Origin of the sequence: Pseudomonas putida (genome assembly GCF_002906855.1) — a bacterium.
GTDB classification, from domain to species: Bacteria; Pseudomonadota; Gammaproteobacteria; order Pseudomonadales; family Pseudomonadaceae; genus Aquipseudomonas; species Aquipseudomonas putida_N.
In genome coordinates, this window is the sequence record NZ_MINI01000048.1 from 402821 (window position 1) to 421312 (window position 18492).

The following is an 18492-nucleotide window of genomic DNA, read 5'->3' on the forward strand; positions in this document are numbered from 1 at the left end:
CTCAGTTCCCCTTGTCTTGGGTCAGGATACGGTATTCAGCACTGCGGGCGTGGGCGGTCAGCGACTCGCCACGGGCCAGGACCGAAGCGGTGTGGCCAAGCTCGGATGCGCCCTGTTCGGAACAGAAGATGATCGACGAGCGCTTCTGGAAGTCGTACACCCCCAGCGGCGACGAGAAGCGTGCGGTGCCGGAAGTCGGCAGCACGTGGTTGGGACCAGCGCAGTAATCGCCCAGCGCTTCGCTGGTGTGGCGGCCCATGAAGATCGCGCCGGCGTGGCGGATCTGCGGCAGCCAGGCCTGCGGGTCGGCGACCGACAGTTCCAGGTGCTCGGGTGCGATGCGGTTGGCCACTTCGATGGCCTGCTGCATGTCGCGCACCTGGATCAGCGCACCACGGCCGTTGATCGACTTCTCGATGATCTCGGCACGTTCCATGGTCGGCAGCAGCTTGTCGATGCTGGCGGCGACGCGGTCGAGGAAGGCGGCATCCGGGCTGACCAGGATGGCTTGGGCGTCTTCGTCGTGCTCGGCCTGGGAGAACAGGTCCATGGCGATCCAGTCCGGGTCGGTCTGGCCGTCGCACACTACGAGGATTTCCGACGGCCCGGCGATCATGTCGATACCGACCTGGCCGAACACGTGGCGCTTGGCGGTAGCCACATAGATGTTGCCCGGACCGACGATCTTGTCTACCTGTGGCACGCTTTCAGTGCCATAGGCCAGGGCGGCTACGGCCTGGGCACCACCGACGGTAAATACCCGGTCGACACCGGCGATGCAGGCAGCGGCCAGTACCAGTTCATTGACCTCGCCACGCGGGGTTGGCACCACCATTACCACTTCGGCGACACCGGCGACCTTCGCTGGAATCGCATTCATCAGCACCGACGACGGGTACGATGCCTTGCCGCCCGGCACGTACAGGCCGGCACGGTCCAGCGGGGTGACCTTCTGGCCGAGCACGGTGCCGTCGGCTTCGGTGTACTGCCAGGAGTCCTGCTTCTGCCGCTCGTGGTACAGGCGCACGCGGCTGGCGGCTTTCTCCAGGGCTTCACGCTGGGTGTCGGTGATGCGGGTCAGGGCCAGTTCCAGGCGCTCGCGGCCGAGGATCAGGTCATTGATACTTTTGGCGTCAACACCGTCGAAGCGCTGGGTGAACTCCACCAGCGCGGCGTCACCGCGCTCGCGCACGGCCTTGATGATGTCGAGCACGCGTTGGTTGACCGCGTCATCGGACACACTTTCCCAGCTCAGCAGATGATCCAGATGTCGGGCGAAATCCGGATCAGCAGCGTTGAGACGGGCAATTGCAGTGGACACGGTCATGGCGAGGGCCTCGATTATTAGCGAATGCTCAGGCGCCCTAGGCTACCAGTCCATCCGCGCGGGCACCCGAGAAAAATGGCTATGACGCGGATAGACGGGCGCGACAGCAAAGGCCGCGCGCAGATGTCAGCCGCGGTGTCGCGATTCGACCGCTTTGCGCAGCGTGTCGATCAGGCTCTGGATGCGGGCATGCTGCATCTTCATGGAGGCTTTGTTGACGACCAGGCGCGAGCTGATCGTGGCAATCAGGTCCTGGGGTTCCAGGCCGTTGGCGCGCAGGGTGTTGCCGGTGTCGACCACGTCGATGATCTTGTCAGCGAGGTTGATCAGCGGCGCCAGCTCCATCGAGCCGTACAGCTTGATGATGTCGACCTGGCGGCCCTGCTCGGCGTAGTAACGCTTGGCCACGTTGACGAACTTGGTGGCGACGCGCAGGCGGCCCTTGGGCTCGGGTGCGCCGACCACGCCGGCGGTCATCAGCTTGCACTTGGCAATCTGCAGGTCCAGTGGCTCGTACAGGCCCTGGCCGCCGTACTCCATCAGCACGTCCTTGCCAGCCACACCAAGGTCGGCGGCACCATGCTCGACATAGGTCGGCACGTCGGTGGCACGCACGATCAGCAGGCGCACGTCGTCCTGCGTGGTGGGGATGATCAGCTTGCGGCTCTTGTCCGGATTCTCGGTCGGCACGATACCGGCCTCGGCCAGCAACGGCAGGGTATCGTCGAGAATACGGCCTTTGGAAAGCGCGATGGTCAACATTGGAACGTCGGTCCTTAAGCGGCTACTGCCGGCCGGGCTGCTACAGCCCGACCGCATTCAATTCGAATGGCACGTCCGTGTGCCAGCGGGCAACTAGCCCGGTACGCGGCGGATTATCGCGCCGAGCATCTGCAGTTTTTCTTCGATGCACTCGTAACCACGGTCGATGTGGTAGATGCGGTCGATAAGGGTATCGCCTTCGGCGACCAGCGCCGAGAGTACCAGGCTGGCGGATGCACGCAGGTCGGTGGCCATCACCGGAGCACCCTTGAGTGCCGGCACGCCGGTGACGATCGCGGTGTTGCCTTCGACCTGGATCTGCGCGCCCATGCGGTGCATTTCGTACACGTGCATGAAGCGGTTTTCGAAGATCGTCTCAATGACTGCGCCAGTGCCTTCGGCGATGGCGTTCAGCGAGATGAACTGCGCCTGCATGTCGGTTGGGAACGCCGGGTATGGGGCCGTGCGCAGGTTGACGGCTTTCGGCCGCTTGCCGTGCATGTCCAGCTCGATCCAGTCCTCACCGGTGGTAAGTTCGGCGCCTGCTTCCTTCAGCTTTTCCAGCACTGCCTCGAGGATGGTCGGGTCGGTGTCCTTGACCTTGACACGGCCGCCGGTCACGGCAGCGGCGACCAGGTAGGTGCCGGTCTCGATGCGGTCGGGCATGACACGGTAGGTAGCCGAAGCCAAACGCTCGACGCCATCGATGATGATGGTGTCGGTGCCGGCGCCCTGGACCTTGCCGCCCATGGCGTTGATGAAGTTGGCCAAGTCGACCACTTCAGGCTCGCGCGCGGCGTTTTGCAGCACACTGCGGCCTTTGGCCAGGGCAGCGGCCATCATGATGTTCTCGGTACCGGTGACGCTCACGGTGTCGAAGAAGAAGTGCGCACCGCGCAGGCCGCCTTCGGGGGCCTCAGCCTTGATGTAGCCGCCTTCGACTTCGATCTTCGCCCCCATGGCCTCGAGGCCGCGGATGTGCAGGTCGACCGGGCGCGAACCGATGGCGCAGCCGCCTGGCAGGGCTACTTCAGCCTTGCCGAAGCGCGCGACCATGGGCCCGAGCACCAGGATCGAGGCGCGCATGGTCTTGACCAGCTCGTAAGGGGCTACCAGAGTCTTGATGGTGCGCGGGTCGATTTCCACCGCCAGCTTTTCGTCGATCACAGGCTCGATGCCCATGCGCCCGAACAGCTCGATCATGGTGGTGATGTCGTGCAAGTGCGGCAGGTTGCCCACGGTGACCGGGCCATCGGCCAGCAGGGTCGCCGCCAGGATCGGCAGGGCCGCGTTCTTCGCGCCGGAAATGCGGATCTCGCCGTCGAGACGAGCGCCGCCAGTAATAATCAGTTTGTCCATTGGTGTCTCGCCGCCAAGTTGGCTCAGGTGCGCTCAGCCCAGGCTGCGCTGCTGAAAAATTTCATGGTTACCGCATGGATGCTGCCATTGGCAATCCACGGATTCAGGTGAGCATAGATCGCCTGTTGACGTTTGACCGGGCTCAGGCCAGCCAACTCGTCGCTGATCACGTTCAACTGGAAGTTGCAGCCTTCGCCTTCAACTTCGACCCGGGTTCCCGGCAATTTCTCTTCAAGGAAGCTCTTAACTTCTACGGCCTGCATGCTCAACCTCAATCGGCGCCCGATGCGCACGGGTCGGCCATCATACAAAAAAGCCCCTCGCCTGCGAAGCCCAACGAAAGGGCGCGCGACCGAGGGGCCTCTCATCACTGCCAAGCCATCAGCTTGCCAGCACCTCATCCAGGTCATAGACCCCGGCGATTTCCCGCATGTCGTCGGGCATGCCGCGCACCTCGACGGCCTTGCCGGCTGCCTCGGCGTCACGGATGAACGCCAGCAGCAGCGACAGGCCGACACTGGTGGAGCGCGCCACGGCCGAGCAATCCAGCACCAGACGCGCCTCACGGCAGGCGCCGATCAGCGCCTTGCCCTGCTTGCGCAGGGCCGGCCCGCTGCGGTAATCCAGCTCGCCGACCAGGCACAGCACGCCCGGCTCGGCCATGGTTACAGCGGCCTCACTCATTTGACGGTCTTCTCCGGCGATTCGTCGGCCTTTTCCTTGGCTTTGGCCACTTCGCCGGCCCAGCCGTCGATGGTCTTGTCCAGGTTGTTGCCGTTGCGCTGCATGGCGTCGGCGAACTGGTCACGGAACAGCTTGCCGATGTTGATGCCGTTGACGATGACGTTACGCACCTTCCACTCGCCCCCCAGGTTCTCCAGGGTGTACTGCACCGGGTACACGGCACCATTGTTGCCGGTGACCTTCATGCCTACAGAGGCGCGCTTGCCGTCATCGGCCTTGGCCGGGTCTACGACGATGCCCTGGTTGTTGTACTCCAGCAGCGCGTTACCGTAGAACTGGAACAGGCTGCGCTTGAAGTTTTCCTGGAAGCGCTGCATCTGCTCGGGCGTGGCCTTGCGCGAATACTTGACGGTCATGATGCTCTTGGAAATACCGTCGGCATCGACCACCGGCGCGAGGATCCGGTCAAGGGTGTCGTAGAACGCTTGCGGGTTGGATTTGTACTGCTCCTTGTTGGCCTTGAGCTCACCCAGCAGCTCGGTGGTCGTGCTCTGCACCACGTCGTGCGGCGACTGCGCGGCCAGGGCAAACAGGGGGACGGCCGCCAGCAACACCAGCAGGCCACGTCGCAGGATCGAAATCATGGAAACTCCTTAATTAGCCGGTTGCGCTTCTTTGGGTTCCTTGCCAACGGAGTTGAGCAGGAACTTGCCAATCAGATCTTCCAATACCAGCGCCGACTGAGTGTCATGGATGGTCGAACCGTCTTTGAGCACGTCTTCTTCACCGCCCACGCTGATACCGATGTACTTCTCGCCAAGCAAGCCGGCGGTCAGGATCGAAGCAGTGGAGTCGGTCGGCAGGTTGTTGACCGCCTTGTCCAGCTGCAGGGTCACCCGACCGGTGTAGGAATCACGGTCCAGATCGATGGCGGTGACCTTGCCGATCGTTACACCGGCCATGGTCACTTTAGCTCTGACCGTCAAACCGGCGATATTGTCGAAGTACGCATAAACTTTATAGGTATCGCTGCTCGGGCTGGCCGACAGCCCGCTGACACGCAGGGCCAGCAGCAGCAGTGCCAGGATCCCGGCCAGGAGGAACAGGCCGACACCGATTTCCAGGGTGCGGTTTTGCATCAGAAATCTCCAAACATCAAGGCGGTCAAAATAAAGTCCAGACCCAGTACTGCCAACGAGGCATAGACCACGGTCTTGGTAGTGGCACGGCTGATCCCTTCTGAGGTGGGTTCGCAGTCGTATCCCTGGAATACCGCAATCCAGGTGGTGACGAAGGCGAACACCAGGCTCTTGATCAACCCGTTGAGCACGTCGTCGGTAAAGGAAACGCTGTTCTGCATGTTGCCCCAGAACGAACCTTCGTAAACGCCCAGCCAGTCGACTGCGACCCATGAACCACCCCAGATGCCGACCACGCTGAAGATCAGCGCAAGCAGCGGCAGCGAGATGAAACCGGCCCACAGGCGTGGCGCAACGATGTACTTGAGCGGATCAACGCCGATCATTTCCAGGCTCGACAGCTGTTCGGTGGATTTCATGTTGCCGATTTCGGCGGTCAGCGCAGAACCTGCGCGGCCGGCGAACAGCAACGCAGTGACCACCGGGCCAAGCTCACGCAGCAGGGTCAGGGCAACCATTTGCCCGACCGCCTGCTCGGAACCGTACTTGGTCAGGATGCTGTAGCCCTGCAGGGCCAGCACCATGCCGATGAACACGCCGGAAACGACAATGATCGCCAGCGACAGCACGCCCACCGAGTAAAGCTGCTTGGTCAGCAGCTGGAAACCGCCGCCAATGCCGCCACGGCCGATCAGCGCATGGAACAGGAACAGGCACGAGCGCCCGAGCACGGCCAGCACGTCGATCGCCGAGCGCCCGAGCAGGCGGATACGTTCGAGTAAGGATTTTCTGCGCATCACCGCACTCCCAGCAGATCGGCGCGGTAGTCAGGCGCAGGAAAGTGGAATGGCACCGGGCCGTCCGGGTCGCCTTTCATGAACTGGCGAATGCGCGGATTGTCCGAGCCCATCAGCTCGTCGGGCGTACCCTGGCCCAGCACCTGACCATCACCGACCACATAAATGTAGTCGGCGATACTGGCGGTTTCGGCCAGATCGTGGGAGACCACGATGCTGGTGATGCCCAGGGCATCATTGAGCAGACGGATCAAGCGCACGAGTACACCCATGGCAATCGGGTCCTGGCCGACGAACGGTTCGTCGTACATCAGGATCTGCGGGTCCAGGGCAATTGCCCGGGCCAACGCCACCCGGCGCTTCATGCCGCCGGACAGCTCGTCCGGCATCAGGTCGATGGCACCGCGCAGGCCAACCGCCTGCAGTTTCATCAGCACGATGTCACGGATCATTTCGTCCGAAAGCTGGGTATGCACGCGCAAAGGAAAGGCAACGTTCTCGAACACATCGAGATCGGTGAACAACGCACCGCTCTGGAACAGCACGCCCATCTGCTTGCGTGCATCGAACAGGTCGCTGCGCGAAAGGCTCGGCAGGTTCTGCCCGGCCACCCACACTTCACCGCCCGACGGGCGTAGCTGCGCGCCCATCAGGCGCAACAGCGTGGTCTTGCCGCAACCCGACGGCCCCATGATCCCGGTGACCTTGCCACGCGGAATACGGATGTCGACATTGCTGAAAATGCTGCGCGAACCGCGCTTGAAGGTGACGCCCTTCAACTCGACCGCGTAGGCGCTATCCACACTCATCTAGACTCCTTGCTAGTGCAGCCTCGCACTAATGGACGCCGGCCTTCATCGTGAAGGCACACACACCCTTGGCAGGCCGAATAGCGGCGAACTATAGCACCGCTGACCCTGCGCCCCCAAGGGTATGGAAACAGGTCGTTCAGGCCAACGACAGGCTTTGATGACATTTGAGAGGGCAATCGAAAGGATGAGGCTTTCTCGTATTGCGGCTATAATCGCCGCCTTTTAATCAGGCATTGCTTTTCGACATGAGCCAATCCAGCGAGCTGATCCACTCCGCCCAGCGCACCCTGCGCCTGGAACTCGAGGCCGTAGAAGGCCTGGTGGCCCGCATCGACGCCAATTTCGTCAAGGCCTGCGAACTGATCCTGGCGAGCAAGGGTCGGGTCGTGGTGGTCGGCATGGGCAAATCGGGGCATATCGGCAACAAGATCGCCGCCACCCTGGCCAGTACCGGCACGCCAGCGTTCTTCGTACATCCGGCTGAAGCCAGCCATGGCGACATGGGCATGATCACCCGTGATGACGTCATTCTGGCCCTGTCCAACTCCGGCAGCACCGCCGAGATCATTACCCTGCTGCCGCTGATCAAGCGCCTGGGGATCCAGTTGATCAGCCTGACCGGCAACCCGGACTCGCCCCTGGCCCAGGCCGCCGAGGTCAACCTCGACGCCAGCGTCACCCAGGAAGCCTGCCCGCTGAACCTGGCCCCGACCTCTTCCACTACCGCGGCACTGGTACTGGGTGATGCGCTGGCCATCGCCCTGCTCGAAGCCCGTGGCTTCACCGCCGAAGACTTCGCCTTCTCGCACCCTGGTGGTGCCTTGGGCCGCCGCCTGCTGCTGAAAGTCGAGAATGTCATGCACGCCGGTGACGAATTGCCCCAGGTGCAGCGCGGCACACTGCTCAAGGACGCGCTCCTTGAAATGTCCCGCAAAGGTTTGGGCATGACCGTGATCGTGGGCGCCGATGGCAAGCTGGCCGGGATCTTCACCGACGGCGACCTGCGCCGCAGCCTGGACCGCAATATCGACGTGCACACCACTCTGATTGACCAAGTGATGACCGTGCACGGCAAGACGGCTCGTGCCGAAATGCTTGCCGCCGAGGCCCTGAAGATCATGGAAGACCACAAAATCAGCGCCCTGGTGGTCGTGGACAAGGACGACCGCCCGACCGGCGCCCTGAACATGCATGACCTGCTGCGCGCCGGCGTGATGTAAAGGAGAACGAATCGATGACCCAAGATCTCATGCAACGCGGCAAGGCGATCAAGCTCGCCGTTTTCGACGTCGATGGCGTGCTGACCGATGGCCGCCTGTATTTCCTTGAAGATGGCAGCGAATTCAAGACCTTCAACACCCTTGATGGCCAGGGCATCAAAATGCTCATGGCCTCGGGCGTTACCACGGCAATCATCAGCGGACGCAAGACCCCAGTGGTAGAACGCCGGGCGAAAAACCTCGGCATCCCCCACCTTTACCAAGGTCGTGAAGACAAATTGGTAGTGCTGGACGGTCTGCTCGCCGAACTGGGCCTAAGCTATGAACAGGTCGCCTACCTGGGCGACGACCTCCCCGACCTGCCGGTAATCCGCCGGGTCGGCCTGGGAATTGCCGTAGCCAACGCCGCACCATTCGTTCGCCAGCACGCCCACGGCGTAACCCAGGCACGCGGCGGCGAAGGTGCTGCACGCGAGTTCTGCGAACTGATCATGCAGGCCCAGGGCACCCTGGACGCTGCCAACGCCAACTACCTGTAAGGTTGCCCATGTTCAGCAAGAAAGCCCGCAACATTGCGTTGCTCGCGGTGATCGCCGCGGTGCTGGCAGCAGTCGGCTACTGGAATGTCAGCCCCGAGAGCTTCCTCGAAAAGCCGGTGGCCCAGGTTGACGAAAGTGCCATCGACTATTACGCGATCAACGCGCACAGCGTGCAGTTCCTGCCCGATGGCAAACTGCAATATGAAATGACTGCCGACAAGGTCGAACACCTCAAGGCCAGCGAGGTCACACTGGTGACCACACCCGACCTGCACATGTACCGCGGCACTCAGTACCCGTGGCACGTGCAGAGCGTGCGCGCCGAGGTCAACCCTGACGGCAGCGAAGTCGAACTGATCGACCAGGTGCGGATTGCCCGCACCGACGAAAAACAGCGCGATACCATCATTACCAGCTCGCGCATGACCGTATTCCCGCAGAAGCAATATGCGCAGACCGAGCAAGCCGTTAGAATCGACGGCGCCGGTGGCACAACCACAGGCAAGGGAATGAAAGCGTATTTGAAAGAAAGCAAGATCGACTTGCTCTCTAACGTAAGAGGACAGTATGAGGCTCGTTAAAACCCTCCCCCTTTTGCTCAGCCTGAGCGCAGCAGCACTGGGAAGCGCGAGCGCCTTCGCCCTGCCGAACGACCGTGACCAGCCTATTCGCATCCAGGCCGACAACGCGCACCTGGACGACAAGCAGGGCGTGGCCACCTACACCGGCGATGTGATCATCACCCAAGGCTCAATGATGATCAAAGGCAATACCGTGACCATGACCCGTGCCGCCAATGGCGACATCGACGTGGTGACCTCGGTGGGCAACCTGGCGTACTTCGAGCAGCAGCAGACCGCGGCCAAGCCCGACAAGATGAAAGGCTGGGCGGTGACCATCCAGTACCAGGCGCAGAAAGACACGGTGATCCTTACCGACCGCGCCAAGGTCGAGAACGAAGGCAACACCACCGAAGGCGAGAAGATCGTCTACAACACCAAGACCCAGGTTGCGACCGCCGGTCGTGGTGGCAACGTGACTCAACCACGTCAGCGCATCGACATGGTGATCCAGCCGAAGAAGAAGGCCGAGTAAATGGCAACCCTCAAAGCCCAGCACCTGGCCAAGAGCTACAAGGGGCGGCAAGTCGTGCGTGATGTCAGCCTGTCGATCGACAGCGGGCAGATCGTCGGCTTGCTCGGCCCCAACGGCGCCGGCAAGACCACCTGCTTCTACATGATCGTGGGGCTGGTCCAGGCAGACCAGGGGCGCGTACTGATCGACAACCTCGATGTCAGTCACCAGCCCATGCACGGCCGAGCCCGCGCCGGTATCGGCTACCTGCCGCAAGAAGCCTCGATCTTCCGCAAGCTGTCGGTGGCCGACAACATCATGGCCATTCTCGAAACCCGCAAGGACATCGATCGCGAAGGCCGGCGCAAGGAACTGGAAAGCCTGCTGCAGGAGTTCCACATCAGCCACATCCGCGACAACCTCGGCATGAGCCTTTCCGGTGGCGAACGCCGCCGCGTCGAAATTGCCCGTGCCCTGGCTACCGCACCGAAGTTCATCTTGCTGGATGAACCGTTTGCCGGTGTCGACCCGATCTCCGTGGGCGACATCAAGCAGATCATCCACCACCTCAAGGCCAAGGGTATCGGTGTCCTGATCACCGACCACAATGTCCGTGAAACCCTGGATATCTGCGAGACCGCCTACATCGTCAACGACGGTCGACTGATCGCCGAAGGCGACGCCGAAACCATCCTGGCCAACGACCTGGTCAAGGAGGTCTACCTGGGCCACGAGTTCCGACTCTGATCCCCGGGACCTGCCTGGAGCACTGGCATTAACGCCCTGTCGGGGCTTAAGTTGTTACAGTGCTCTAGGCAAACGCTACAATTTGAGGCATAAAACTTGCTTAAATTTGGCGCTCCGGCGCCCTCGTGTAGTGGATGGCGCATGCGCGCCGGCGAACAAGGTATTAAGCCCCAGCCATGAAACCATCGCTCGTCCTAAAAATGGGCCAGCAACTGACGATGACCCCGCAGTTGCAACAGGCCATCCGCCTACTTCAGCTCTCCACCTTGGACCTCCAGCAGGAAATCCAGGAAGCGCTGGAGTCCAATCCGATGCTCGAACGCCAGGAAGACGGCGACGACTTCGACAACAGCGACCCGATGGCGGACAACGCCGAAAACAAGCCGGTCGCCGAAGTCCAGGACAACAGCTTCCAGGAAAGCACCACCAGTGCCGAAACCCTGGAAGACGGTGAGTGGAGCGAGCGAATCCCCAACGAGCTTCCAGTCGACACCGCCTGGGAAGATATTTACCAGACCAGCGCCAGCAGCCTGCCGAGCAACGATGACGACGAGTGGGACTTCACCACCCGCACATCGGCCGGCGAAAGCCTGCAGAGCCACTTGCTGTGGCAGCTGAACCTGGCCCCGATGTCCGATACCGACCGCCTGATCGCCATCACCCTGATCGACAGCATCAACGGCCAGGGCTACCTGGAAGACACCCTCGAAGAAATCTGCGAAGGCTTCGACCCGGAGCTGGACATCGAACTCGACGAGGTAGAAGCGGTGCTGCACCGCATCCAGCAGTTCGAGCCGGCCGGTGTCGGCGCCCGCTCCCTGGGCGAGTGCCTGCTGCTGCAATTGCGCCAACTGCCAGCCAGCACGCCCTGGATGAGCGAAGCCAAGCGCCTGGTCACCGACTTCATCGACCTGCTCGGCAGCCGCGACTACAGCCAGCTGATGCGCCGCATGAAGCTCAAGGAAGACGAACTGCGCCAGGTGATCGAGCTGGTACAGAGTCTCAACCCGCGCCCAGGTTCGCAAATCGAGTCGAGCGAACCGGAATACGTGGTGCCCGACGTGATCGTGCGCAAGGACAGCGACCGCTGGCTGGTCGAGCTGAACCAGGAAGCGATCCCGCGCCTGCGGGTCAACCCGCAGTACGCCGGCTTCGTTCGCCGCGCCGATACCAGCGCCGACAACACCTTCATGCGTAACCAGCTGCAAGAGGCACGCTGGTTCATCAAGAGCCTGCAAAGCCGCAACGAAACGCTGATGAAGGTCGCCACGCAGATCGTCGAGCATCAACGCGGCTTCCTCGACCATGGCGACGAAGCGATGAAGCCGCTGGTCCTGCATGACATCGCCGAAGCGGTGGGCATGCACGAGTCGACCATTTCGCGGGTGACCACGCAGAAATACATGCATACCCCGCGTGGCATCTACGAACTGAAATACTTTTTCTCCAGCCACGTCAGCACTGCCGAAGGCGGAGAATGCTCGTCTACGGCGATCCGCGCGATCATCAAGAAACTGGTTGCCGCGGAAAATCAGAAAAAGCCATTGAGTGACAGCAAGATCGCTGGTTTACTGGAGGCACAAGGCATCCAGGTAGCCCGTCGCACCGTCGCCAAGTACCGCGAGTCCCTCGGCATCGCACCGTCGAGCGAGCGCAAGCGACTGATGTAGCCCCTGGATGTGCCACAGCGTTTGTGGGGCAGGTGCAAGACCTGCCTCTTTATGCACGGGCAACAAAGGAGAAGCTGTATGCAAGTCAATATCAGTGGACAGCATGTAGAAGTCACCCAGCCACTGCGCGATTATGTGCTTGAAAAGCTCGCTCGCGTGGAAAGTCACTTCGACAAGATCACCAACGTGCAGGTCATCATGAAAGTCGAGAAGCTGCAGCAGAAGGTCGAGGCGACCCTGCAGATTCCAGGCGGTGAAGTGGTTGCCAACGCGGAACACGAAGACATGTATGCAGCGATCGACGCCTTGGCCGACAAGCTCGACCGCCAACTGAAAAAACACAAGGAAAAACAGCAAAGCCTGCTGCAAGGTGCAGCCGCCCGCTGATCCCTCTCATCCATGATCCGACTTGAAACCATCCTGACCCCCGGCCGTTCCCTGGTGAACGTGCCGGGCGGCAGCAAGAAGCGCGCCCTGGAAAAGGTCGCTAACCTGATTGCCGAGCAAGTACCCGGGCTTGCGATGCAAGACGTCTTCGAAAAGCTCATCGCTCGCGAAAAACTGGGCTCGACCGGCTTTGGCAATGGCATTGCCATTCCCCACTGCCGACTTGAAGGCTGCTCTGCCCCGGTAAGTGCGCTGTTGCACCTGGACGCGCCGATCGACTACGACGCCATCGATGGCGCCCCGGTGGATCTGCTGTTCGTCCTGCTGGTGCCAGAGGCGGCCACCGATGCCCATCTTGAACTGCTGCGCCAGATCGCCAGCATGCTTGATCGCAAGGAGGTCCGCGATAGCCTGCGTGCCGCCGGTAGCAGTGAAGCCCTGTACCAGGTTGTCCTGGACGCCCAGAACGAGCACTGAACATGCGCCTGATCATCGTCAGCGGCCGGTCCGGCTCCGGCAAGAGCACCGCCCTCGATGTACTGGAAGACAACGGTTTCTACGTCATTGACAATCTGCCAGCGGGGCTGCTGCCACAGCTGGCAGAGAACGCGCTGATGAACACCGAGCTTTTGCAGCCAAGGGTGGCGGTCAGTATTGATGCACGCAACTTGCCGAGCCACCTATCACGCTTTCCCGAACTGCTCGAGGAGGCCCGTGCACGCCACATCCAGTGTGACGTGCTTTATCTTGATGCCGACGAGGACACGCTGCTCAAGCGCTTCTCGGAAACCCGCCGTCGCCACCCGCTGACCAATGCCGACCGCTCGCTGGCAGAAGCGATCCGGGTTGAAAGCGAACTGCTGGGGCCAATTGCCGACCTTGCCGACCTGAAAATCGACACCACCAGCCTCAACCTCTACCAGCTGCGCGATTCGATCAAGCTGCGCTTGCTCAATCAGCCTGAGCCCGGCACCGCATTCCTGGTCGAGTCGTTCGGCTTCAAGCGCGGGATGCCGGTCGATGCCGACCTGGTGTTCGACGTACGCTGCCTGCCCAACCCGTACTGGAAACCGGAGCTGCGCGAACATTCCGGCCTGGAGCAGCCAGTCATCGACTACCTCGCCGCACAGCCGGACGTCGAAGAAATGTTCAACGACATTTCCAGCTACCTGCTCAAATGGCTGCCACGCTTTGCTGCCAGCAACCGCGCCTATGTCACCATCGCCATAGGCTGCACAGGCGGCCACCACCGCTCGGTCTACATTACCGAACGCCTCGGCCAGCTGTTGCAGCAATCCCTGAAAAACGTCCAGGTTCGCCACCGCGACCTCTAGCCCACAGGATCCACCGCACGATGCCCGCCCGCGAAATCACCATCATCAACAAGCTGGGCCTGCATGCCCGGGCGGCAGCCAAGTTCGTCGGCGTGGCCGGCAAATACCCCTGCCAGGTCCGCGTCGGCCGCGCACCCGACAAGATGGTGGACGGCAAAAGCATCATGGCGGTGATGATGCTGGCGGCGGGCAAGGGCACCCAGGTGCACCTGCTGACCGAGGGCGAGCAGGACACCGACGCCCTGGAAGCGCTGGTGGCGTTGATCAACAACTACTTCGACGAAGGCGAGTAATCCCTGACCTGTAACATCCCCTGCCAATTGTCAGGGTGAAGTCTTGCGCGATTGCCTTTATACCTATATAGGTATAGATTGAGGTCGCACCTGAAGCTCATTCTCGAGGAGAGAAACATGATTGAGATCGAAGAAAGCAGCGGCAGCGTCTATAGCGACCTTGGCAGTGAAAATGCCAGCGAGATGCTGGTAAAGGCGCATCTCGCCAGCAAGATTTGCAGCATCATCAAGGCCCGTCATATGACCCAGGTGCAAGCATCGGCAGTCCTTGGCCTTCCGCAACCTAAGGTTTCCGACATGATGCGCGGCAAATTTCGCGGTATCAGTGAAACCAAGATGATTGATTGCCTGGCACGGCTCGGCCGCGATGTACAAATCGTGGTGAAAGCCGCTCCTCGCTCCCGGCGTGAAGGTCGGGTGGAAGTTATCTTCGCCTGAACCCACCCAAGGTACCCCGTTCGTCTTCATTCAAGACATTGCCGTATCCATCACCATCATCAAGCAAAAGCCGATGCACAGCCCCAGGCTGGCCAAGCGGTGATTCCCGTTGCTGCGCGACTCGGGAATGATTTCCTGGGTCACCACCAGCAGCATCGCCCCGGCCGCGCAGGCCAGGCCCACCGGCAGCAGCAACTCTGCCATGTTCACCAGCCAGGCACAGATCACCGCAGCCAGTGGCTCGACCAGGCCAGAGGCGGCACCGATCAGGAACGCCTTGAACCGTGGCATTCCCGCGCCTGCCAACACCAGGGCTATCACAAGTCCCTCAGGCACATCCTGCAAGGCGATGCCCATGGCCAGGCTATCAGCGTCGGCCATGCCACCGCCGGCAGACACTCCGATGGCCATGCCTTCGGGAATGTTGTGGGCGATGATGGCAATCACGAACAACCAGATCCTTGCAGCGATCACCGGCTGATTTTCGGTGCCTACCAGCACTTCCGGTGAAGCACCGGAAACCTTGAGGTCGACCAGAAACAGGCACAGGGCGCCGAGCATCAGGCCGAAGCTGATCAAGCCTCCGGCGCCCCAAGGGCTGAAACCGACGGCCTGGGCGGCATCCAGCCCAGGGATGATCAGCGAGAACGCCGTGGCCGCCAGCATCACCCCCGCCCCGAAGCCCAGCAAGGTATCGGCCAAGGCCACCGGCATGTTGCGAATCACCAGCACCGGTACTGCGCCCAGCGCCGTACCCAATGCGCACAGTACGCCCCCCTCCAGGGCACGCAACATGCGCGGTTCCAGGTCCAGCCAGGCAATGCCACGGGCCAGCAGCAGCGCTGTGCCGGCCAGCAGGAGCAAGGTTCCCAGCGCTAACCGGAACAGGCGCACACTGCTGACAGACATCACCTCAGAGTGCATACCGGTCCGACTCAATTCAGGGCTTCGTGATAGCGGCGAGCCACTTCCGCCCAGCCGATCACGTTGTAGAAAGCGCCAATGTATTCCGGGCGACGGTTCTGATACTTCAGGTAATAAGCGTGCTCCCACACGTCCAGGCCGAGGATCGGCGTATTGCCGTGCATCAGCGGGCTATCCTGGTTGCCGCTGCTTTCCACCACCAGCTTGTTCTGCGGGGTGACGCTGAGCCACGCCCAACCGCTACCGAAACGGGTCAGCGCCGCCTTGGTGAAAGCCTCCTTGAATGCTTCGAAGCCACCCAGCTCTGCTTCGATGGCCGTGGCCAGCGGGCCTTGTGGCTGACCACCGCCCTTGGGCGACATGACCGTCCAGAACAGGCTGTGGTTGGCGTGGCCGCCACCGTGATTGATGACTGCACCGCGCAGGTTCTCAGGCAGTTGCTTGACCGCACCGACCAGTTTCTCGACCGGCCATTCGGCCCACTCGGAGCCCTCGATGGCAGCGTTCAGGCCATTGACGTAGGTCTGGTGATGCTTGGTGTGGTGGATTTCCATGGTTTGCGCGTCGATGTGTGGTTCCAGTGCATCGTAGGCGTAAGTCAGTGCGGGCAGGGTATGCGGCATATCAATGGATTCCGTAGGCAGGGGTTCTGGGCACCAGGTTCGGCGCGGTAGTGAGCTCACTGGCCTCGGCGCCTTGTCGATTGAGCAGGCGCTCGGTACGCGGGTACTGGCCGTACTCGGCAATGAAATTCAGCAATTCGGTGTAAGTGCGGCCGCTGTGGCGCAGCGCAGCATTACGCAACGCATGCGGCAAGCGGGCTTCCTTGCTGGCCTGGAGCAATCGCTGATGCGCGGCGCACAGGTAGTCGGCGCTCTCGTGCGGCTGGTTCAGGCGCAGGTGCAGGTCGGCCAGGTTGTGATGGGCGATGACCAGGGCGGCCACCGCCTCATCGACGTCATGCCAGCGCTCGAACAGCACCTGAGCCAGGGCCAGTGCTTGCAGGTAGTGCTCCCGGGCGTCGACCAGCTCGCCCTGTTCGAACAGGCGGTTGGCCGTCTCGGTCGTGCGATTCCAGTGCTGCATGACGATGTTTCCTCTGGGCGCTTGGGCCTGTCAGATGCCACCAGCGGTGAGCTTTTCCGGGTCCAGCAGTGCCTCGAGCTGATCGCGCGACAGGTCGGTGTGCTCCAGAGCCACATCGATGATCGGGCGGCCCTGCTGATAGGCGGTCTTGGCGATTTCGGCGGCCTTGAGGTAGCCGATGATCGGATTCAGCGCCGTGACCAGGATCGGGTTACGCGCCAAGGCTTCCTTGAGCTTGCCCTCGTTGACCTTGAAGCTGGCAATGGCTTTGTCGGCCAACAGGCGGCTGGCGTTGGCCATCAGCTCGATGCTCTCCAGCAGGTTACGGGCGATCACCGGCAGCATCACGTTCAGCTCGAAGTTGCCCGATTGGCCGGCCACAGCGATGGTGGCGTCATTGCCGATCACCTGGGCAGCGACCATGGCAGTGGCTTCCGGGATCACCGGGTTGACCTTGCCCGGCATGATCGAAGAGCCCGGCTGAAGGCCCTGAAGCTCGATTTCACCCAAGCCGGCCAAGGGGCCAGAGTTCATCCAGCGCAGGTCGTTGGCAATCTTCATCAGCGCCACGGCAGTCGTCTTGAGCTGGCCAGACAGCGCCACGGCGGTGTCCTGGGAGCCGATCAGCGCGAACAGGTTATGGCCAGAGGTGAACTCGACCTTGGTGAGACCGCTCAGTTGCCGTGCGAAGCCAGCAGCGAACTGCGGGTGGGCGTTGATCCCGGTGCCCACCGCGGTGCCACCCTGAGCCAGTGCCTGCAGGCTCGGCAGGGTCGCTTCGAGGTGTGTCTTGGCGCCATTGATCTGCGCAGCCCAGCCATCGAGCACCTGGCTCATGCGCACCGGCATGGCATCCATCAGGTGGGTACGGCCAGTCTTCACATACTGATGCACCTGGGCCGACTTGGCCTCGATCACCTGAACGAGGTGGCTCAGCGCAGGCAACAGTTGCTCATGCAGTGCCAGCGCGGCACTGACATGGATGGTGGTGGGGATGATGTCGTTGCTGCTCTGCCCACAGTTGACGTGGTCGTTGGCATTGACCGCTTCACCGAGCACGCTGCTGGCCAGGGTGGCGATCACCTCGTTGGCGTTCATGTTCGAACTGGTACCGGAGCCGGTCTGGAACACATCCACCGGGAAGTGCTGGATGAAATCTTCGGCCAGCAGTTGCTCGACTGCCTTGACGATGGCCTGGCCCTGCCCTGCAGATAGTTGCTCCAGCTCGACGTTGGCCTTGGCCGCAGCGGCCTTGGCCAGCAACAGGGCGCGGATGAACTGGGCCGGCATGCGCTGGCCGCTGATCGGGAAGTTGTCGACCGCGCGCTGGGTCTGGGCGCCATACAATGCCTTGGCAGGTACCTGCAGCTCGCCCATGCTGTCACGCTCGATACGGGTATCACTCATCTTCAGATCCTTGCATCAGTTCATCGGGAGAAATAGACGGCAGCAGCCGGCAGTTGGCCAGCTGCAAGGCATAGGGCTGCCAGCGCTGGTTCTGCCCGCGGCGATCGAGGTTGCGCAGGTCGAGCAGTGGGCGCCAGGCCTGGTCCAGGCAAAGGCAGCGCCAATGCCAGGGCAACATGCGGTCGCAGGCGGTATCCAGCAGCAGACGGAAGGAGGTCAGTGCCACGGTCCATGGCGACGTTTCCGTGCAGCACACCAGGTAACGGCCTTCGGCCAAGTAGTGCTCGATCAGGCGCGGTTCGTCGGGCTCGAGCGCGCAGCGGATGCGCCGACTGAGCCAGCGCCAGTTTTCCAGGTAAGGCAGTTCGCGGAGGACGGATTTCATGAACATCATCGCCGGGCTACTGGAGAATGATATTCATTATTAAGTGATAAACTGAATCACTTCAACTGGGCAATGATGAAAAAAAAACCCGGCGCGAAGGCCGGGTTT

25 protein-coding genes are annotated in these 18492 nt (G+C 61.6%); 11 read left to right on the forward strand and 14 right to left on the reverse strand.

Annotated features, from left to right (window positions below):
* Position 1 precedes the first annotated feature (1 nt).
* The 9 genes from hisD to BGP85_RS24635 all read right to left on the reverse strand — a co-directional run bounded on the left by hisD (position 2) and on the right by BGP85_RS24635 (position 6877).
* Positions 2-1327, reverse strand: coding sequence for a histidinol dehydrogenase (hisD, locus tag BGP85_RS24595; RefSeq protein WP_103445555.1), 1326 nt, complete (start codon positions 1325-1327; stop codon positions 2-4).
* A gap of 126 nt (positions 1328-1453) precedes the next feature.
* Positions 1454-2089: an ATP phosphoribosyltransferase gene (hisG, locus tag BGP85_RS24600; protein WP_103445556.1), complete on the reverse strand. Its 636-nt coding sequence runs from the start codon at positions 2087-2089 to the stop codon at positions 1454-1456.
* Between the two features lie 93 nt (positions 2090-2182).
* Positions 2183-3448 (reverse strand): UDP-N-acetylglucosamine 1-carboxyvinyltransferase, encoded by a 1266-nt coding sequence (murA, locus tag BGP85_RS24605; RefSeq protein ID WP_103445557.1) that lies wholly within the window; start codon positions 3446-3448, stop codon positions 2183-2185.
* 23 nt (positions 3449-3471) lie between these two features.
* On the reverse strand, positions 3472-3711 hold the full coding sequence (locus tag BGP85_RS24610) for a BolA family protein (RefSeq protein WP_103445558.1): 240 nt from the start codon (positions 3709-3711) through the stop codon (positions 3472-3474).
* A 118-nt stretch (positions 3712-3829) separates the two neighbouring features.
* A complete protein-coding gene (locus BGP85_RS24615; RefSeq protein ID WP_103445559.1) occupies positions 3830-4132 on the reverse strand; it encodes an STAS domain-containing protein in 303 nt (100 codons plus the stop codon).
* Complete coding sequence (locus BGP85_RS24620) at positions 4129-4776, reverse strand: MlaC/ttg2D family ABC transporter substrate-binding protein (protein ID WP_103445560.1); 648 nt, start codon at positions 4774-4776, stop codon at positions 4129-4131. The genes BGP85_RS24615 and BGP85_RS24620 overlap by 4 nt, the downstream gene beginning before the upstream one ends.
* 9 nt (positions 4777-4785) lie before the next feature.
* Positions 4786-5271 carry an outer membrane lipid asymmetry maintenance protein MlaD gene (gene mlaD / locus BGP85_RS24625; RefSeq protein WP_054885956.1) on the reverse strand — a complete coding sequence of 162 codons (486 nt, stop codon included), beginning with the start codon at positions 5269-5271 and terminating at the stop codon, positions 4786-4788.
* Entirely contained in the window at positions 5271-6068 is a 798-nt protein-coding gene (gene mlaE, locus BGP85_RS24630; RefSeq protein WP_054885955.1) for a lipid asymmetry maintenance ABC transporter permease subunit MlaE, read from the reverse strand. The genes mlaD and mlaE overlap by 1 nt, the downstream gene beginning before the upstream one ends.
* Positions 6068-6877 carry an ATP-binding cassette domain-containing protein gene (locus BGP85_RS24635; RefSeq protein ID WP_103445561.1) on the reverse strand — a complete coding sequence of 270 codons (810 nt, stop codon included), beginning with the start codon at positions 6875-6877 and terminating at the stop codon, positions 6068-6070. The genes mlaE and BGP85_RS24635 overlap by 1 nt, the downstream gene beginning before the upstream one ends.
* A gap of 248 nt (positions 6878-7125) precedes the next feature.
* Between BGP85_RS24635 and BGP85_RS24640 the strand changes: the two genes are divergently transcribed.
* From BGP85_RS24640 to BGP85_RS24690, 11 genes are all read left to right on the forward strand, one after another.
* Complete coding sequence (locus tag BGP85_RS24640; protein ID WP_103445562.1) at positions 7126-8100, forward strand: KpsF/GutQ family sugar-phosphate isomerase; 975 nt, start codon at positions 7126-7128, stop codon at positions 8098-8100.
* Between the two features lie 14 nt (positions 8101-8114).
* Complete coding sequence (locus tag BGP85_RS24645) at positions 8115-8639, forward strand: KdsC family phosphatase (RefSeq protein ID WP_103445563.1); 525 nt, start codon at positions 8115-8117, stop codon at positions 8637-8639.
* A gap of 8 nt (positions 8640-8647) precedes the next feature.
* On the forward strand, positions 8648-9220 hold the full coding sequence (gene lptC / locus BGP85_RS24650) for an LPS export ABC transporter periplasmic protein LptC (protein WP_103445564.1): 573 nt from the start codon (positions 8648-8650) through the stop codon (positions 9218-9220).
* Positions 9207-9734: a lipopolysaccharide transport periplasmic protein LptA gene (lptA, locus tag BGP85_RS24655; RefSeq protein WP_060511296.1), complete on the forward strand. Its 528-nt coding sequence runs from the start codon at positions 9207-9209 to the stop codon at positions 9732-9734. Before lptC ends, lptA begins: the two co-directional genes overlap by 14 nt.
* Positions 9735-10460 (forward strand): LPS export ABC transporter ATP-binding protein, encoded by a 726-nt coding sequence (gene lptB / locus BGP85_RS24660; protein ID WP_060511298.1) that lies wholly within the window; start codon positions 9735-9737, stop codon positions 10458-10460.
* Between the two features lie 176 nt (positions 10461-10636).
* Positions 10637-12130, forward strand: coding sequence for an RNA polymerase factor sigma-54 (locus BGP85_RS24665; RefSeq protein ID WP_103445565.1), 1494 nt, complete (start codon positions 10637-10639; stop codon positions 12128-12130).
* A 78-nt stretch (positions 12131-12208) separates the two neighbouring features.
* On the forward strand, positions 12209-12517 hold the full coding sequence (hpf, locus tag BGP85_RS24670; RefSeq protein WP_003255135.1) for a ribosome hibernation-promoting factor, HPF/YfiA family: 309 nt from the start codon (positions 12209-12211) through the stop codon (positions 12515-12517).
* Between the two features lie 12 nt (positions 12518-12529).
* Complete coding sequence (gene ptsN, locus BGP85_RS24675; RefSeq protein ID WP_103445566.1) at positions 12530-12994, forward strand: PTS IIA-like nitrogen regulatory protein PtsN; 465 nt, start codon at positions 12530-12532, stop codon at positions 12992-12994.
* Between the two features lie 2 nt (positions 12995-12996).
* Positions 12997-13851, forward strand: coding sequence for an RNase adapter RapZ (gene rapZ / locus BGP85_RS24680; protein WP_103445567.1), 855 nt, complete (start codon positions 12997-12999; stop codon positions 13849-13851).
* A gap of 20 nt (positions 13852-13871) precedes the next feature.
* Positions 13872-14144, forward strand: coding sequence for an HPr family phosphocarrier protein (locus BGP85_RS24685; protein ID WP_103445568.1), 273 nt, complete (start codon positions 13872-13874; stop codon positions 14142-14144).
* 117 nt (positions 14145-14261) lie between these two features.
* Positions 14262-14582: a helix-turn-helix domain-containing protein gene (locus BGP85_RS24690; RefSeq protein ID WP_103445569.1), complete on the forward strand. Its 321-nt coding sequence runs from the start codon at positions 14262-14264 to the stop codon at positions 14580-14582.
* A 30-nt stretch (positions 14583-14612) separates the two neighbouring features.
* Here the strand turns inward: BGP85_RS24690 and BGP85_RS24695 are convergent, their stop codons facing one another.
* From BGP85_RS24695 to BGP85_RS24715, 5 genes are read right to left on the reverse strand one after another with little or no spacing between them, the layout of a single operon-like run.
* Positions 14613-15506, reverse strand: a complete 894-nt coding sequence (locus tag BGP85_RS24695) for a ZIP family metal transporter (protein ID WP_103445570.1) — start codon at positions 15504-15506, stop codon at positions 14613-14615.
* 11 nt (positions 15507-15517) lie between these two features.
* Complete coding sequence (locus tag BGP85_RS24700; RefSeq protein ID WP_103445571.1) at positions 15518-16129, reverse strand: superoxide dismutase; 612 nt, start codon at positions 16127-16129, stop codon at positions 15518-15520.
* A gap of 1 nt (position 16130) precedes the next feature.
* A complete protein-coding gene (locus tag BGP85_RS24705) occupies positions 16131-16592 on the reverse strand; it encodes a hypothetical protein (protein ID WP_103445572.1) in 462 nt (153 codons plus the stop codon).
* Between the two features lie 30 nt (positions 16593-16622).
* Positions 16623-17999, reverse strand: a complete 1377-nt coding sequence (locus BGP85_RS24710) for a class II fumarate hydratase (protein ID WP_103445573.1) — start codon at positions 17997-17999, stop codon at positions 16623-16625.
* The gene (locus BGP85_RS24715) at positions 17992-18393 is read right to left on the reverse strand and encodes a FagA protein (protein ID WP_103445574.1); all 402 of its coding nucleotides are present in this window, start codon (positions 18391-18393) and stop codon (positions 17992-17994) included. Before BGP85_RS24715 ends, BGP85_RS24710 begins: the two co-directional genes overlap by 8 nt.
* Positions 18394-18492 lie beyond the last annotated feature (99 nt).